Here is a 16,633-nt window from a genome sequence, read left to right as displayed (position 1 = left end):
TGCAAATTCACAGTTAAATAGCGAATGCTAAACACAACACTCCTGTGATCGCTAACAGAATCCCCAAGCTATTTTTTAACGTTATTTTTTCTTTAAAAACTAATATACCTGCGATCACACCTAACACTACGACTAGAATATTCATGCCAGCGAATACAATTGCGGGTGAATCCTTTAACAACATATGTGCTTTCACATAAAGTGCAATATTGGCAAAATTCAATACACCTAAACTTAGTCCAGCAAGAAAATTTTGCAATGTCGATGATGTTTGACGTAGGGACAAATATCCCATGGAAATAATGAAAGCAAACACAAACATCAAGTTTAAACTGACTGCAAATTTTAATCCTAAACTTGTACTGTATTTTAACAGAACATCTACGAGTGCATAGCCAAGCCAAACTGCGAGCAAATACATTCCTGCTTTTTTTGTTTGCAATGTTGGTGTCGATGTTTTAGAAAAAATGATCAAAACAATTGCACCCAAACCCAATGCAATACCAATCAATTTCAGGGTGCTAAATTTTTCTTGGAAAAGAAAATAGGCTGCCAACAATGAAAGAACAACGGATAATCTTTGCGCGATTTCAGTTCTGATAATTCCAGCTTGATCAAGTGATTTGGAAAGCAGCAAGAATATTGAAGGTAATGCTATCCCCAACAACCCAATAAGCCACCAAGGTGTGGAGGTTAATGATATTTGATTGAGGTCTGGCTTAAACCAAAAAAAACAGAGTATCGTCGCGATGGCATAATTCCATGCAATCATTTGCATGACATCAAATCCACGAGATTTACTAAACTTCAATAAAATCGATACTAGTACGCTGCACAAAGCTGCTGAAAAAATCAGTTCCATAATTCGCTCTTGTTTTTTTATTCAAGAAAAAGCCCACAGTGATAGTGGGCTTTTTAAAATTATAAATAATTTTATTAATTATTTATAACGATCTACCATTTTCTCTAAAGAAATTGGACGAATCTTGTCAGCATGACCTGCTGTACCAAATGCAGTATAACGATCTACACAGATTTGCTTCATTGCTTCAACAGTTTGAGCAAAGAATTTACGTGGATCAAATTCGCTTGGTTTTTCAGCCATCATACGACGCATAGCACCTGTTGAAGCTAAACGTAAGTCAGTGTCGATATTGATTTTACGTACACCGTGTTTAATTGCTTCAACCAACTGCTCAACAGGAACACCGTAAGTTTCTTTGATGTCACCACCGTATTGGTTAATAATCGCTAACCATTCTTGTGGAACTGAACTTGAACCATGCATTACAAGATGAGTATTTGGAAGTGCAGCGTGGATCTCTTTAATACGATCGATCGCTAAAATATCACCTGTAGGTGGACGCGTAAATTTATAAGCGCCGTGTGAAGTACCAACTGCAATTGCTAACGCATCAACGTTAGTATCAGCGACAAATTGAGTCGCCTCTTCAACCGAAGTAAGGAGTTGTGAATGATCTAGAACACCTTCAGCGCCAACACCATCCTCTTCACCAGCCAAACCAGTTTCAAGGCTACCTAGGCAACCAATCTCACCTTCTACAGATACACCACACGCATGTGCCATTTGAACAACACGACGAGTTACATCTACGTTGTAATCATAAGTTGTTGGTGTTTTACCATCTGCACCTAATGAACCATCCATCATTACAGATGAAAAGCCCAATTGGATTGAGCGTTGGCAAACGTCAGGATCAGTACCATGGTCTTGGTGCATCACAACTGGAATGTGTGGCCATTCTTCGATTGCCGCCAAAATAAGATGGCGTAGGAATGGAGCACCAGCATATTTACGAGCACCAGCAGATGCTTGAACAATAACAGGTGAATTTGTTTCATCTGCGGCTAACATAATCGCGCGCATTTGTTCTAAGTTGTTTACGTTAAACGCTGGTACGCCGTAACTATGTTCTGCGGCGTGATCCAAGAGCTGGCGCATTGAAATAAGAGCCATAATTTCCTCCCAGGTAATGCTCCATATTCTAACCTGACCTGTGTTTCAATTCAGCAACAATTGACAGTATTTCATAAAAAATCCCTGCAATTGCAGGGAGATTTTCAATTTAATACTTATTGAAGTAGAAAATCACTCCGCCGTTGCTTGATCAGCAGGTGCATTTGCAACTTCTTCAGGAACATCAGTATTATTTTCATCTTGTAATGGCTGATCAATAGCATCGATAGCCGCTTGTTGTTCAGCACTAATATCTGATGCTTCAACAGCAACTTCTGATGTTGATGTTTGATCTGCAGCTGGTGCACTTTCTTGTTTAGAACAAGCCGTCATTGCAAGAGTAGCAGCCAATAGCGCAATTACGCCTAATTGTAATTTCATGATGTTATTCCGCATGATAAATCAGATTATGATCATAATATTTCAAAATTATTTCATTTTCATGACGAAAATTAGTCATAAAAAAAGACCTTCTTAGAAGGTCTTTTTTCTCAAATCCAATTAAGCGCGTTCTAGTAGAACCGCGACTGCTGGTAATGTCTTGCCTTCTACAAATTCAAGGAAAGCACCACCACCTGTTGAGATATAACCAATTTTGTCAGCCACTTCATACTTATCAATCGCAGCTAAAGTATCACCACCACCTGCGATAGAGAAACCTTCAGATTCTGCAATCGCTAAAGATAGCGCTTTCGTGCCTTCACCAAATTGATCAACCTCAAATACGCCTACTGGACCATTCCAAAGAATTGTTTTTGAAGTTTTTAAAATTTCAGCAAATGCTTGAGCTGTTTCTGGACCAACATCAAGAATCATGTCATTGTCAGCAACATCTTCAACTTTTTTCACTACGGCTTTTGCTGCCGCTAATGAGCCAAGGAAGTCATCAAAGTTAATTTCTGATGCGTCAGCAACAACAACATCTGTTGGCAATGGAACCGATACTTTTGCAGCAATTGCTTTAGCTGTATCGATTAAGTCATTTTCACAAAGTGATTTACCAACGTTATAGCCTGCAGCTGCTAAGAATGTATTCGCTATACCACCACCGACAATGAGCTGATCACAAATATCTGATAACGATGTTAAAACATCCAGTTTAGTCGATACTTTTGAACCCGCTACAATAGCAACCATTGGTTTTTCAGGCGTCTGAAGTGCACGACCAAGTGCATCCAATTCAGCGGCAAGTAATGGACCTGCTGCTGCAACTTTAGCAAGACGAGCCACACCTTCTGTCGATGCTTCTGCACGATGTGCAGTACCAAATGCATCCATCACAAACACATCACAAAGTGCTGCATATTTTGCTGCCAACTCTGGATTATTTTTCTTTTCGCCTGTGTTAAAGCGACAGTTTTCAAGTAACACAACTTGGCCTGGTGCAACTTCAATACCATCCAAATATTCAGTGAGTAATTTAACTTCTTGACCCAATGCTTCAGTTAAGTAGGCAGCAACGGGTGCAAGTGATTGTTCAGCTTTAGGCTCACCTTCAACTGGACGACCAAGGTGAGAATAAACCATTACTGCTGCGCCTTTTTCAAGAGCGGCTTTAATTGTTGGTAATGCAGCGCGTAAACGTGCATCACTCGTAATCACACCATTTTTAACAGGAACGTTTAAGTCTTCACGGATCAGAACACGTTTACCTGCTAAATCGAGGTCAGTCATACGCTGAAAGTTCATGTATAGCTCACTTTATAGATATCAAAACCGCATAGATTCTAAATGATTATGCTAAAAAAGGTGAGTAAAATTTCAGAAAAGCTGTAGAAATCTTTAGATTTGATTATGATAGATGGAGTCGAACCACAAAGTGTTACTATGTCTATCCATCCAGATCCAAGTATTAATCGTTTAAATGTTTTCGGCGAACCGCTCGCCAGTTGTTGTTTTGATCCTATCACAGGATATTTCAGAAATGGTTTTTGCCACACTGCGCCTTCTGATTTAGGTCAACATACAGTCTGTGCCGAAATGACGTCAGAATTCTTAAGTTTCTCGCAACGAATTGGGAATGATTTGACAACACCACTACCCGAAGTTGGTTTTCCTGGTTTAAAACCTGGTGATTTCTGGTGTATTTGTGTGACGCGCTGGGTTGAAGCTTATCAGAATGATATGGCACCGAATTTAAAACTTCAGGCATGTCATCAATCAGTACTTGCTTATGTCCCGATCGATATTTTAATGGAATTCTCAGTGTAATGAATCATCATGTTGCTTCAACGTCAGCAAGAATTATTTTAGCTTCAGGCAGTCAGACACGTAAGGAACTACTTAATCGATTACATATCGATTTTGAACAAATATCACCCGATATCGATGAAACTCCGCGTGGGGAAAGCCATGCCGATGATCTTGCCTATCGACTCGCTTATGAAAAAGCAAAATTTTTTGCTGAGAAATATCCAGATGCGATCGTTATTGGTTCTGATCAGGTAGCTTGGCGTGAAGGCGCACCTGATATATTTATTGGAAAACCTTTATCTACTGAAAAAGCAATCAAACAGCTTCAAGCAAATTCAGGAAAAATTGTTTATTTTAGTACTGCATTGAGTGTTCAACATGCCTCATCTAGGTTTGAAGAAACCATTGTTGAACATTATAAGGTCAAATTTAGACATTTAAATCCGGAAGAAATTCAGCGTTATGTCGCACTTGAACAACCTTTACAGTGTGCTGGAAGTTTCAAATGTGAAAGTTTAGGCATTAGCTTATTTGAAGAAATGATTGGGCAGGATCAAACAACTTTAATGGGTATGCCGATGATTCAATTATGTAAAATTTTACGTGAATTGAAAATTCTAGTACCATGATACTTTGCTTATTAATAAATAAGACCGATTTAAATAACTCGGTTTTTTTGGAATTATTTGTTATTGGCAACTGTTGAATGACACGGATAGCCTATTTTTTAGCTCAAATAATTACAGCTGAGCTAAATGAATTTATCTACACAAAGCTGCAGAAAGTGATCAATAAGTAATCGTGAAACGTGATAAATCATCAAAAACCCCAACTAAGTACAGTTGGGTTTTTTAACAAACAATAAAAATTTGATTTAAATAGAATAAAAAAGAGTATTTCGTATAAGGTGTATTATGTTAATTTTAGCTAAATTGAATAGTGCTACACTTATTCTTTTGCTCATCGAGATTGAAAAAACGAAATGAAAGATTCTGTTGAATGGATTGAAACTCTAAATCAGATTACTGGGTTAGCACAATCAGGTTTGCACTATTCAAAAGATGTTTATGACAAAGAAAGATATGAGCAATTGCTTGAACATGTTAAAAATTTAATTGAACTAAAAGAAATTGATACTAAAGACTTTATTCCTAATGTTCTTCAGGATGTCGGTTACGCTACGCCAAAAGTGGATGTACGTGCAGTAGTTTTTAAAGAAAAGAAAATTTTATTGGCTAAAGAAACTCAAGATGGTTTATGGTCCATTCCCGGAGGATGGGCTGATGTAGGATTCTCAGCAGCAGAAAATGCTGAAAAAGAAGTTTTAGAAGAAACCGGGTTAGAAGTTAAAGCAGTTAAACTGTTAGCTCTAACAGACCGAAGAAAGCATCCTCACCCCCCAATGTTTCTCCACGTTTATAAAGCATTTTTTTGGTGTGAGATTGTAGGTGGTGAATTAGCACCCAGTATTGAAACTTCAGAAGTAGGTTTTTTTGGAAGAGATGAACTGCCTCCTATATCTACAGCACGAGTTACAGAAGAACAAATACAACAATTCTTCGATTATCTAGAAGAGTTACCAGAGAAAACTTACTTTGATTAATTCTATTTAACATAATGGGCGTTATACGAAATGAAATAATAATCCCAACGTGGAAATTTCTGATTTATTAAAAACAACCATGACTAATTTTTTAATATATCCTTTTATATAACTATCTAAAAACAAAATCACTGATTTTAAAGCCGTGTCACTTGCGGAACTTGCATTGTTCAAGGGACAATAAGCCAAACTAAATTGTAGTCCTTATTATGTCCCAAACTTTAGACGTTCTCGGCGGTATTACCGCTGAACAATTCCTTACGGAATATTGGCAAAAAAAACCTCTCCTCGTACGTAATGCAGTTCCTGAAATTGTGGGTTTACTTGAACCCAATGATGTTATGGAGCTTGCACTCGATGAAAACGTGACTGCGCGTTTAATCAAACAAAAAGATCGCGACCCTAACCAATGGAATGTGAAGTCATCACCACTACTCAAAGCAGACTTCCAAAAAATGCCAAAATTATGGACACTGCTCGTTCAAGCGGTCGATCACTATTCGTTTGATCTTGCTGAATTATGGAAAAAATTTCCTTTTATTCCTCAATGGCGTCGTGAAGATATTATGGTGTCTTACGCACCACAAGGTGGTTCTGTCGGTAAACACTTCGATTTTTATGATGTATTTTTAGTTCAAGGTTACGGACATCGCCGTTGGCAATTAGGACAAATGTGTGATGAACAGACAGCACTCGTTGCAGGTCAGCCTTTAAAACTTTTGCAAGAAATGGAAGTTCATTTTGATGAAGTTTTGGCGCCAGGAGATTTACTATACGTCCCACCAGGTCTTTCACATTATGGCGTAGCGGAAGATGAGTGCTTAACCTATTCTTTCGGTTTCCGCATGCCAAATATCTCAGACATGATGGATAGTCTTGGTGATTCTTTCTCAGAACAAGAGCAACTGAAAAAACCATTATTAGATATCACACGCTCTGTCAGCACTGCTGTCGGCGAAATTACTGATCATGAGCTTAGTTATCTGCGCGAACAACTTTTAGCTCAACTGCAAAATCCAGAGATGCTTAATGAAGCCATCATGTGTCTCGCTTCGCAACCTGGTTATCCTAACAATATTCCAGAAAATGATGAAATTGGAACAGGTGATTTAGAAGAAGCACTTGAAGAAGGTTATTTATTAAAAATCGAACCTGCTTCACGTTTGCTTTATAGCAAGTTCAATGAAGAACTTAACTTTTGGGCAAATGGAGAGCACTTATGTATCTCCGAAGAATTTAAACCTCATTTAAAACGTATCGCTGATGGTGAAATGATCGCTTTAGATGAAAGTTTATATGATCAAAATATTCTTGAAGATCTCGCTGAACTCTTGAATAGTTCGATCATTATGTTGCTTCCTTCGGAAGAAAACTAAACCCATAAATATAAATTGTTAGCTTACATCTGTAAGCTAACAATTCACTACTTGTCTGATTCCATAGAAGTTCGTAAGGTAATTACAGTAAAGAACGATGGAAAATAAAAATGGCAAGTCCTGCTCAAGCAATAAGACATAAATTACTGAACACTTTTTTTTCAAGACATTCTGTATGGTTCGCATGTATTATCATCGCCCTGAGTATTACGTGGCTTAGGCTATTTTACAGTCCCCATTATATTTATTATTTTCTATCCGACAGTGTCATTAATATTATTTGGCTACTGACCAGTTTACTCAGTGTGTTAGGCCTATATGATGTACTTCAAAATAAACATTCGATTTTAAAGAACTACCCAATCATGGGGCATTTTCGCTTCTTATTTGAAGATTTCAGACCCGAAATTCGTCAATATTTTATTGAATCAGACCAAGACGCTTTACCCTTTTCAAGAATGCAACGTAGCTTAGTTTATCAGCGTGCAAAGAATGAAAATGCTGATAAGCCTTTTGGTTCAATTATTGATGTATATCAAGATGACTATCGTTTCATTACTCACTCTCTTGCACCGAAACTCCCAGCTGATACCAGCACCTTCCGTATTAAAGTGGGTAATGATCAGTGCGCTCAACCTTATAGTGCATCAATCATGAATATCTCAGCAATGAGTTTTGGGAGTTTAAGTGCTAATGCAATACGCGCACTTAATCTCGGTGCCCACATGGGTCAGTTCTATCATGATACTGGCGAAGGAAGCCTAAGCCCCTACCATCTTGAAAATAATGGAGATATTGTTTGGCAAATCGCCAGTGGATATTTTGGTTGTCGAACTGAAGAAGGTCTATTTGATCCTGAAAAATTTAAAGCTCAAGCCAAACATCCCAATATCAAAATGATTGAGCTAAAACTGTCTCAAGGTGCAAAACCAGGTCACGGCGGTATTTTACCCAAACATAAGATTACAGAAGAAATTTCGAAAATTCGTGGTGTTCCTCGTGATCGCGATTGTATTTCCCCGCCAAGCCACCCTAGCTTTAATACACCGATTGAAATGATGCATTTTATTCAAAAGTTACGTGAACTATCAGGTGGTAAACCTGTTGGATTCAAATTATGTATCGGACAGCCTTGGCAATTTATGAGTATTGTCAAAGCGATGCTTGAAACCAATATTGTTCCTGATTTTATCGTCGTAGATGGATCAGAAGGTGGAACCGGTGCTGCACCGATTGAATTTAGCGATAATATCGGAACACCACTGCGTGAAGCCCTGTTGTTTGCACACAATACCTTAATAGGTGCTGGATTAAGAGATAAAGTAAAAATTGGTGCAAGTGGTAAAATCATCAGTGCTTTTGATATTGCAAGTACCTTTGCCTTGGGTGCAGATTGGGTGAATTCAGCTCGTGGATTTATGTTTGCTGTCGGTTGTATCCAAGCTCAAAGTTGCCATACCAATCAGTGTCCAGTTGGGGTAGCAACACAAGATGCTGAGCGCCAAAAAGCAGTCCATGTACCAACTAAAGCAGAACGTGTTTATAATTTCCACAAAAATACATTACATGCACTAGCGGAAATGATAGCAGCTGCAGGTTTAAATCATCCGAGTGAAATTAAAGCTCATCATCTCGCGCAACGTATAAATGATCGTGAAATCAAAAATTATGCTCAATTACATTTTTGGTTAGAATCGGGTCAACTATTGAACTGTAAAGATAAAGACGAAGAAAATTTCTATTTCAGAATGTGGAATTTGGCAGATGCCAGCAAATTCTAGTTTCATCAAAAAGGTGCTGAAATCAGCACCTTTATTTTAAAAGTATCCTTTATGACTTTGAGCATGCAAGAACGCTGGGATTAGACCCGTTAATGCTGCCCGTATATCCGCACGCTCATTGATCAACTGATGAGATCCCTCCTCTAGCATAAGCAAGGTCTGGAGGCGAAACTTTCTGCGAATAAATTCGATATTATAACGCCAGTCTACGGTTTGATCTTGGGCACCTTGAGCGAGCCATACTGGAATTCGGCATGCAGGTCGATTTTCCATTTCCAACATCCACTTTGACATTGCTAATATCCAATCCATCCCCATCATACGCGGTTGTAATGGATCTTTTAGACGTACAAATCTTAAAAATTCAGGGTTGTGATTATTGCGCTTAAAATGTCTTGGAACTTCACGTTTGATACGGCGAATGATGCCTAAGCCTACTGGATTATGCCACCATGCTGTTTTTGCAGGTCTGACTAACGGCGACAAGAGCAATACGCGTTCTACAATTGGATTTTTACGTTGTTCAGCAAACTCCAACAAATGATGCATCCAAATTGCACCACCAGTACTCTGTCCGATACCTAGCCATGGTTTAGGCAATTGATCAGCTTGTTTTACATATTGGTGAACCGCATGGAGTACTTGCTGATAATGATCAAAGTTCTGAATGCTGGCAGCATTCCCATCACTTAACCCATGTCCAGGCAAGTCATAAGTTAAAACACTAAACCCTTGATCCAGCAATTCACCAATAATTGGTTGGTAAATCCCACTGTGTTCCAAATAGCCATGCAATAAGAATACAGTACCTTTCACCTGCTCTATGCGAGGTTGATACACCTGCACATGAAGTTTGAACAAAGGCATTTTGATATAACCCTGCCAATAATTCGCTTCAAGACGATCAAGTGCGTAAAGATGACGATAAGCTTGAATCTCTTTCGAAGGAGAATAAGGCCGATTTAAGTTTAAAGGTTCCAACCTTAATGGTGTTTGTTCTCGATTCGGAATGGGTAAATCGAGTTGTTTCAACACATTTGGATTCAGAAATGGAATATCAGACATTATGGCACCTCCCGACAACCGCTAGAGCCAAACATTACATCTCTGATCGTGGCAAGTAATTCATAATTTGCACGACGACTGTGATCGTAGTTTAATTGGCTAGGACGCCATGTTGTCAGCATTGTAGGCATGGGCGCTTCAACAGGAATTGTCTTAATACCGTTCAAAGCAAAAAGACGTCGTGTACGTGTCATATGATAACGATCGGTAATCAGAATCACTGTCGGCGCTCCTCCTTTTTTTTGTAATAATAATGAACTAAAGCGTGTATTCTCACAGGTATTCATGCTGCGTTGCTCTAATAGATTCGCTTCTACGCCACGCGATGCTAGCCAAGCTTGCATGTACGGTGCTTCAACACCACTCAACACAATAGGTAAATCCGTTTGCTTCTCAATCTCAAGTGTTTTTTCTAGTCTAGAGCGTGTATAATCATTAACTACGATATCAATTTTATTATCCCCTAGCGTCAACCCACCACCCAACACTACTATCGCATAAGGTTTATCCTGTTGATTTGATAAAGTTTTATTTTCATTTTGAATCAACGCGATATCTTTGTAGATTTGCGGATCTAATGTTTGAACCTCGTCTTCTTCTAAGGGATGATTTCTAAGGAAAAATTCATATTTTTCCATTAAAGCCAAGCGCTGATTTTTTTCTTCATTGATGGATGAGTTTGTTGAATCAGTTTGGCTTATGGCAACATCACTGGCTAAATCAGGCTGATCAATTGCGAAGACAACATCCTCTCTAGTTTCATTCTTTGTATTTGCATCTATAAGCAATTCATCTTTAATTTTTTGTTTTAATAAAACATAGCGAGTTTGAATTTCAGCAAGCTGTTCAGCCCCTTGATCATTCAATTGTTCTTCAATAAGTTTGAGATAAGCTTGTCTTGCAATCCACAGCCTTGAACCAGGCTCCAAATCCTCCTTATCAGTTAACGCTGCCATTTGCTGGCTCTTGGCCGCAATTTCGTCAACTTTGATAGGGACAAATGCGTGAAGTGATTTCACAACAAGTGCTGAATAAAATGGTGTATACCAGAAAACCATGAGACAGCCCAAAAGTGCGAATATGATCGCCATCATACGCACCGTTGTCACCATCCAATGTTTTCTAGACATACTGTCCTTTTTAAACCAAATGAGATTGAATAGAACCTTTTTGATCGAACAAAACAGGCTCAGGTTCTAATAAAATACCAAACTTATTTAACACATCTTGCTGCACAGAGCGATAGGTTGCTTGCACATCTGTAAGAGATGCATCAGCGTAATTGACTAAAACTAAAGCCTGTCGATCAAACATTCCCACTTTTCCTAATTTTTTTCCTTTCCAGCCTGATTGGTCAATCAACCAACCAGCTGCAACTTTTACAGAACCATCCGCTTGAGGATAGTGTGGAATCGTGGGATGAAGTTGTAAAACTTCCTCAAATTTCGTTTTAATTAAAATCGGATTTTTAAAAAAGCTCCCTGCATTTGGATATTCTGCAGGATCTGGAAGTTTACTTTGACGAATTTTGATCACTTGTTGCTGTAAATTATATGGCGTAATGTCATCGCCCATCGCAGCTTTTAAATCTCCATAATTCATTTTGAGTTGTGGCTGTTTAAGTAATTTAAAGATGACCGCAGTAATAACAAACCGCTCAGGGTGATCTTTAAAAATGCTGTGTCGATATGAAAAATGACAATCACTCGCTTGGATTTGAACGATTTCATTTTTAGTACGATCAAAAGCCTCTACAAATTCAATAAATTCACCGACTTCAACGCCATAGGCACCAATGTTCTGAACAGGTGCAGCACCCACCCACCCTGGAATCAATGCGAGATTTTGCAATCCATAGAAACCTTGCTCTGTTGTCCATAGCACGAACTCATGCCAAAGACGTCCAGCACCCACTCGAATTGTTACATTGGTATCATCTTCAGCAAGCAGGACAAGATCATCTAAATGTAATTGAACAACTAAAGCATCTAGATGCTCAGGGAGCAACATATTACTCCCCCCTGAAAGTATCATCATGTTTAATTGATCTTGCTCAGCAAATTCAATTGCTTCACGCAAATCTTGAAGAGATCGAACAATACAATAATGAGATGCAACAGCATTTAAATTCAACGTATTGAAAGACTGGAGTTGTATATTGGTTTGAATATCAATCATATTTTTATCTTACTCAACGTTTGACTGCTGCAACATTGGTTTTAAGTAACTAATCCATGCTTTACTGTTCGACTCACATTGATCTAAGACCAACTCAAAGCCATCATCTCCACCATAGTAAGGATCTGGTACGGGTTGATTTAAATATGAAGGATCCTTGGCACTCATGAGCTCTATTTTTGCTCGCAGTTCATGGTTTTGAAATTTTTGCGCTGCTTCAGCTTGCAGTTTCTGAATATTGACTAGATTTTCATGATCCATTGCCAAGATTAAATCAAATTCCTTAAAGTCTTCAATACGAATCTGTCTCGCACGTAATGAAGATAAATCATATCCTCGTTTCAATGCGTGTTTTTGACTTCGATGATCAGGCGCTTTGTTTGGGTGGTAGTTACTGGTTCCAGCTGAATCAACTTGAATATTTAATTTTTCTAAATCAGCAAAGTGTTTCATTACCACTTCTGCTGTTGGGGAACGACAAATATTTCCTAAACATACACATAAAATTTTGTATGGCATTTTCGTCGTCATCTTCGCCTCAAAAATACATATACTTTCGCAGTGCATATGTTAAGTTATTTAAGGAGTGAATCCTATAGAACTGTAAAACAATAATCTTATTTAAAGCGCAAAAAGGATGTGTGATGAGCCAATTTCAATTTCAAACTGTCGGGAATATTATTTCTGGTTTAGGGAGTATTCAACAGCTTGGCTCAATTTTAAAACAACATCGATTTAATAAAGTTCTTCTCGTCACAGATCAAGGGATGATTGATCATCACCTCCACCAACCTATTCTTCACATTTTCAACGCTACTGGGACTGAGTTCAGTATTTTTTCCGATGTCGTTGCAGAACCTCCTGAGGAAGTCATCTTAAATGCAGTAGATGAAGCAAAACGTTTACACATTGATGCAGTCATTGGTTTTGGCGGTGGTAGCTCCTTAGACGTGGCAAAAGTTATTGCCGTACTTTCACACCCCAATCAAACCCAAACGATTTCTGAGTTATATGGCGTCAATCAAGCTCAATCGCCACGATTACCACTCATCTTAGTGCCTACAACTGCAGGTACGGGTTCTGAAGTTACACCAATCTCTATTGTCACTACAGGCAAAACAACAAAAACAGGAATTGTTTCACCCGTTCTGTATGCGGATACTGCCATTTTAGATGCAACTTTTACTCAAGGTCTTCCGGCTCACATCACTGCAGCAACAGGAATTGATGCAATGGTGCATGCAATTGAAGCCTACACCTCAAAACTAAAGAAAAATTTCTATTCTGATTTACTCGCTAAACAAGCATTGGATTTATTGAATCAAAATTTAAAACTTGTTCTAGAGCAACCCCAAAACCTAGAAGCGCGCCAAAAAATGCTCTTAGGTTCTATGTTGGCTGGACAGGCATTTGCAAATGCACCTGTTGGAGCTGTTCATGCGCTTGCCTATCCTTTGGGTGGGCATTATCACTTATCGCATGGTCATACCAATGCAATCGTGCTTGTTGAAACACTGAAATTCAATGCACCTCAAGCGAAGAAATACTATGCTGAACTCATGCAATGGATTGACCCTTATAGCAAAGGCAATACTGATGGGTTATGTGATTTATTTATCGATCATATGGAAAGGCATGTTAGCCAGAGTGGGCTGAGTTTAAAGCTCAATGAGCTAGGTGTACAAGAATCAGATTTAGAGATGTTAGCTAATGATGCGATGCAACAAACGCGCCTCTTACAAAACAATCCTAGAGCTCTAAGCTATGCTGATGCTTTAAGCATCTATCAAGCAATTTATCATTAAATGACTCAAATCTTTAATCAACTTTCTGAATAAAATATGACAACTATTTCAAAAAAAACTAGAGCAGACTATCAATTCTTTGTTTCCATCCAATCCCGTTGGGCTGATAATGACGTGTATGGGCATGTCAATAACGTCACTTATTACAGCTACTTTGACACCGCCGCAAATGCGCACTTACTCAACACGCACAATTTGACTTTAAAACTTCGCCTATCATTGGACTCGTTGTTGAATCAAAATGTATATATTTTTCTGAACTATCCTACCCCGAAGTGATTGATGTTGCTGTCGCTATCGAAAAGATTGGACGATCTTCAGTGACGTATAGCATTTCAATATTTAAGCAAAATCAATCAGAGCCTGCTGCTCAAGGTTATTTTGTGCATGTATTTGTCGACCGTCACTCTCGTCAAAGTGTTGAATTACCAAACTCAATACGCGAAGTCTTAACTACGTTTATGACAAAATCAACTTAAGACTTAAGCTGAATATTATGTAGCTCACCGCCGAAAGTTTTTAACAAGTCTTCCACGACGGGTTCTTGATGAATCAATTCTTCAGCACGTCGATATGCCTTTTGCTTACGCTTTTCCTGAAGATCGAAAGGCGTTTCACCGTTTGGTTCGTTGTATTTTACGATTAATTGAGATTTTGAAAATGATTGCTTGAGTGCTGTTTCTAAACTCGGAATGAGCGAGTGCAATAAAGCTTCGTATTTTGCAGGGATATAGAATTCACATGTCCCATCAATTTGACCTTGCATAAGACCTTGTTGTGCTAATTCTTGTACCGCAGGTGTTAATGGACTATTTCTGAACCAGTATTCCCACTTTTGAGTATCCCATTCACCTACCAATTCGACAGGCTCAAGTTTAAGAATATCTTGAGGCATTAAACCTTTTAAGCCAACATCTGTGACAACAATTTTATTCTCATCAAGTAGATCTAGACTTGGGAAATGAGTGCCATTCGATGATCCTTCTACTTGAACTGACAATTCAGCGCTTTCAGCAGAATGTTCATTTGGCTTAGGCTCTAAAAAGAAAATATTGTCTTGATCAACAATAGAAGATTCAACAGGTTCTGAATTAAAGCTTGCTCCAAATGAAGTCAGCTCAATCTCCCCACTCCCTACCACAGAGTTGTTTAAATTTTCTTGTTTCACCTCAACAGATACAGACTGATCGACATCATCCGCATGATTTAATTCTGTTGAATGCAAGCTTTCAGATTCAGATTTTTCAGGATGAACTGACTCCGTAGGAACAGCTTCATCATCAGATGCCATCATCTGCTGAAACAAGATTAGATCCGTATTTTCCTCATCATTTACATCACGACTAGGCTGAATCGAACTCGTATTATTCTCAGGCGAACTGATTTTCGATCCTGCTTCTTGATGATCAGCCAGTATAGATTCTGAATTCTCTGTCGAAATCTGATTGAAATTTTCAGCTTCTTTTAAGACATTTGATTCTTCTGGAGGTGCTTGAGTGGTCAGCTGCTCATTATTCGCCATCGGGCGGAATGCCAACAACCTGAGCACACACATTTCAAAGCCTTGCTCTTGAGTCACTGCAATTTGTAATTCAGCACGACCTTTACATGCGATTTGATAATACAATTGTAGATCCTGAGCCGAAATCATGCTCGAAAGCTGCATAATTTTCTGATTAATCTCAGCACTATATTTTAAACTCAAGTCTGGTAAATATTGGAGTAAAGCCAACTCATGTAAAGTTGAAATGAGTTGATCCAACACCAAAGAAACATCAAGTGCTTGTTGACGGAATTGGAGTAATAAAGCACTGACTTTAGCACGTTGATTTTGATGTATCGCCAAAATAAGGTCGAAAATAATCGTGCGATCAATCAAACCCAGCATTTCTTTCACATCTTGGTGGTGAATCGCACCTTGCCCATATGCAATTGCTTGATCTGTTAGCGACAGTGCATCACGTAAAGAACCTTGTGCTGACTCAGCGATCTGCCAAATCGCATCAGCTTCCGCATTAATTGATTCTTTAGTTAAAATTTGTGTGAGATGTGAAGTGATTTCATCAACCGCCAATGGGCGTAAAGTAAATTGCAAACAACGCGAAATAACCGTAATTGGAAGTTTTTGAGGATCTGTCGTCGCAAATAAAAATTTGACATGTTCAGGCGGTTCTTCAAGTGTCTTGAGTAAAGCATTGAATGAATGTGTGGACAGCATGTGTACTTCATCAATGAGATACACTTTAAAACGACCTTGCGTTGGTGCATAAGGTACGTTATCCAATAATTCTCGTGTATCCTCAACTTTGGTTCGGGATGCTGCGTCAATTTCAATTAAGTCTATAAATCGACCTTCATTGACTGCGGTACACGTTGGACATACTTCACACGGTGTAGATGTTACACCTGTTTCACAGTTCAGACATTTAGCAAGAATCCTTGCAATCGTCGTTTTACCAACGCCACGCGTCCCCGTAAAAAGATAAGCATGATGCAGCCGACCACGCTCTAAAGCACTGGTTAATGCACGCGACACATGGTTTTGACCAACCAATTCTAAAAAATTACGTGGACGATATTTACGCGCAAGAACCTGATACATGAATGCTCCCTAATTACAGGACTAAGCATACTGTTTTTTTTGGCAAGAGTGA

Annotated in this window: 15 protein-coding genes and 1 pseudogene; 7 read left to right on the top strand and 9 right to left on the bottom strand. The window is 38.7% G+C overall.

The window, feature by feature from the left end; translation table 11 throughout:
* Positions 1-13: 13 nt before the first annotated feature.
* The 4 genes from AC1M9C_RS11170 to AC1M9C_RS11155 form a co-directional block, all read right to left on the bottom strand.
* Positions 14-862 carry an EamA family transporter gene (locus tag AC1M9C_RS11170; protein WP_481953700.1) on the bottom strand — a complete coding sequence of 283 codons (849 nt, stop codon included), beginning with the start codon at positions 860-862 and terminating at the stop codon, positions 14-16.
* 78 nt (positions 863-940) lie between these two features.
* A complete protein-coding gene (gene fba / locus AC1M9C_RS11165) occupies positions 941-1,978 on the bottom strand; it encodes a class II fructose-bisphosphate aldolase (RefSeq protein ID WP_035269168.1) in 1,038 nt (345 codons plus the stop codon).
* A 132-nt stretch (positions 1,979-2,110) separates the two neighbouring features.
* Positions 2,111-2,359 (bottom strand): hypothetical protein, encoded by a 249-nt coding sequence (locus AC1M9C_RS11160; RefSeq protein WP_035269170.1) that lies wholly within the window; start codon positions 2,357-2,359, stop codon positions 2,111-2,113.
* Between the two features lie 120 nt (positions 2,360-2,479).
* On the bottom strand, positions 2,480-3,667 hold the full coding sequence (locus AC1M9C_RS11155; RefSeq protein ID WP_481953699.1) for a phosphoglycerate kinase: 1,188 nt from the start codon (positions 3,665-3,667) through the stop codon (positions 2,480-2,482).
* A 138-nt stretch (positions 3,668-3,805) separates the two neighbouring features.
* Between AC1M9C_RS11155 and AC1M9C_RS11150 the strand changes: the two genes are divergently transcribed.
* The 5 genes from AC1M9C_RS11150 (at position 3,806) to AC1M9C_RS11130 (ending at position 8,931) form a co-directional block, all read left to right on the top strand.
* Positions 3,806-4,189: a DUF2237 family protein gene (locus AC1M9C_RS11150; protein ID WP_035269188.1), complete on the top strand. Its 384-nt coding sequence runs from the start codon at positions 3,806-3,808 to the stop codon at positions 4,187-4,189.
* The gene (locus AC1M9C_RS11145; RefSeq protein ID WP_481953698.1) at positions 4,189-4,800 is read left to right on the top strand and encodes a Maf family protein; all 612 of its coding nucleotides are present in this window, start codon (positions 4,189-4,191) and stop codon (positions 4,798-4,800) included. Before AC1M9C_RS11150 ends, AC1M9C_RS11145 begins: the two co-directional genes overlap by 1 nt.
* A 353-nt stretch (positions 4,801-5,153) precedes the next feature.
* Entirely contained in the window at positions 5,154-5,774 is a 621-nt protein-coding gene (locus AC1M9C_RS11140; protein WP_481953697.1) for an NUDIX hydrolase, read from the top strand.
* Between the two features lie 209 nt (positions 5,775-5,983).
* Positions 5,984-7,150, top strand: coding sequence for a ribosomal protein uL16 3-hydroxylase (locus AC1M9C_RS11135; protein ID WP_481953696.1), 1,167 nt, complete (start codon positions 5,984-5,986; stop codon positions 7,148-7,150).
* 110 nt (positions 7,151-7,260) lie between these two features.
* The gene (locus AC1M9C_RS11130) at positions 7,261-8,931 is read left to right on the top strand and encodes an FMN-binding glutamate synthase family protein (RefSeq protein ID WP_481953695.1); all 1,671 of its coding nucleotides are present in this window, start codon (positions 7,261-7,263) and stop codon (positions 8,929-8,931) included.
* Between the two features lie 36 nt (positions 8,932-8,967).
* Here AC1M9C_RS11130 and AC1M9C_RS11125 read toward each other — a convergent pair whose 3' ends face one another.
* Genes AC1M9C_RS11125 through AC1M9C_RS11110 form a run of 4 tightly spaced genes read right to left on the bottom strand, consistent with a single transcriptional unit; the run spans position 8,968 to position 12,705 of the window.
* Complete coding sequence (locus tag AC1M9C_RS11125) at positions 8,968-9,996, bottom strand: alpha/beta hydrolase (protein WP_035266046.1); 1,029 nt, start codon at positions 9,994-9,996, stop codon at positions 8,968-8,970.
* Positions 9,996-11,126, bottom strand: a complete 1,131-nt coding sequence (locus tag AC1M9C_RS11120; protein ID WP_481953694.1) for a YdcF family protein — start codon at positions 11,124-11,126, stop codon at positions 9,996-9,998. The genes AC1M9C_RS11125 and AC1M9C_RS11120 overlap by 1 nt, the downstream gene beginning before the upstream one ends.
* A 10-nt stretch (positions 11,127-11,136) precedes the next feature.
* The gene (murB, locus tag AC1M9C_RS11115) at positions 11,137-12,171 is read right to left on the bottom strand and encodes a UDP-N-acetylmuramate dehydrogenase (RefSeq protein ID WP_481953707.1); all 1,035 of its coding nucleotides are present in this window, start codon (positions 12,169-12,171) and stop codon (positions 11,137-11,139) included.
* Positions 12,172-12,183: 12 nt separating this feature from the next.
* Positions 12,184-12,705: a low molecular weight protein-tyrosine-phosphatase gene (locus tag AC1M9C_RS11110; RefSeq protein ID WP_481953693.1), complete on the bottom strand. Its 522-nt coding sequence runs from the start codon at positions 12,703-12,705 to the stop codon at positions 12,184-12,186.
* A 113-nt stretch (positions 12,706-12,818) separates the two neighbouring features.
* On the opposite strand from AC1M9C_RS11110, the gene AC1M9C_RS11105 reads away from it, so the two are divergent.
* Both AC1M9C_RS11105 and AC1M9C_RS11100 read left to right on the top strand, forming a co-directional pair.
* Entirely contained in the window at positions 12,819-13,979 is a 1,161-nt protein-coding gene (locus AC1M9C_RS11105; RefSeq protein WP_481953692.1) for an iron-containing alcohol dehydrogenase, read from the top strand.
* A 36-nt stretch (positions 13,980-14,015) separates the two neighbouring features.
* Positions 14,016-14,458, top strand: a pseudogene (locus AC1M9C_RS11100) (acyl-CoA thioesterase).
* On the opposite strand, the gene dnaX reads toward AC1M9C_RS11100, so the two are convergent.
* Complete coding sequence (dnaX, locus tag AC1M9C_RS11095) at positions 14,455-16,581, bottom strand: DNA polymerase III subunit gamma/tau (protein ID WP_481953691.1); 2,127 nt, start codon at positions 16,579-16,581, stop codon at positions 14,455-14,457. The pseudogene AC1M9C_RS11100 and the gene dnaX sit on opposite strands and share 4 nt — an antisense overlap.
* Between the last annotated feature and the right edge of the window lie 52 nt (positions 16,582-16,633).

The sequence above is a fragment of the Acinetobacter sp. 24-47-39 genome, from assembly GCF_056783825.1.
This window is presented reverse-complemented; position numbering and strand designations above follow the sequence as displayed.

Coding starts and splice junctions, on each gene's coding strand:
- AC1M9C_RS11135 (WP_481953696.1), top strand. CDS start 5,984: ATGTCCCAAACTTTAGACGTTCTCGGCGGTATTACCGCTGAACAATTC.
- AC1M9C_RS11170 (WP_481953700.1), bottom strand. CDS start 862: ATGGAACTGATTTTTTCAGCAGCTTTGTGCAGCGTACTAGTATCGATT.
- AC1M9C_RS11130 (WP_481953695.1), top strand. CDS start 7,261: ATGGCAAGTCCTGCTCAAGCAATAAGACATAAATTACTGAACACTTTT.
- AC1M9C_RS11140 (WP_481953697.1), top strand. CDS start 5,154: ATGAAAGATTCTGTTGAATGGATTGAAACTCTAAATCAGATTACTGGG.
- AC1M9C_RS11120 (WP_481953694.1), bottom strand. CDS start 11,126: ATGTCTAGAAAACATTGGATGGTGACAACGGTGCGTATGATGGCGATC.
- AC1M9C_RS11105 (WP_481953692.1), top strand. CDS start 12,819: ATGAGCCAATTTCAATTTCAAACTGTCGGGAATATTATTTCTGGTTTA.
- fba (WP_035269168.1), bottom strand. CDS start 1,978: ATGGCTCTTATTTCAATGCGCCAGCTCTTGGATCACGCCGCAGAACAT.
- AC1M9C_RS11125 (WP_035266046.1), bottom strand. CDS start 9,996: ATGTCTGATATTCCATTTCTGAATCCAAATGTGTTGAAACAACTCGAT.
- AC1M9C_RS11110 (WP_481953693.1), bottom strand. CDS start 12,705: ATGACGACGAAAATGCCATACAAAATTTTATGTGTATGTTTAGGAAAT.
- dnaX (WP_481953691.1), bottom strand. CDS start 16,581: ATGTATCAGGTTCTTGCGCGTAAATATCGTCCACGTAATTTTTTAGAA.
- AC1M9C_RS11150 (WP_035269188.1), top strand. CDS start 3,806: ATGTCTATCCATCCAGATCCAAGTATTAATCGTTTAAATGTTTTCGGC.
- AC1M9C_RS11155 (WP_481953699.1), bottom strand. CDS start 3,667: ATGAACTTTCAGCGTATGACTGACCTCGATTTAGCAGGTAAACGTGTT.
- AC1M9C_RS11145 (WP_481953698.1), top strand. CDS start 4,189: ATGAATCATCATGTTGCTTCAACGTCAGCAAGAATTATTTTAGCTTCA.
- AC1M9C_RS11160 (WP_035269170.1), bottom strand. CDS start 2,359: ATGAAATTACAATTAGGCGTAATTGCGCTATTGGCTGCTACTCTTGCA.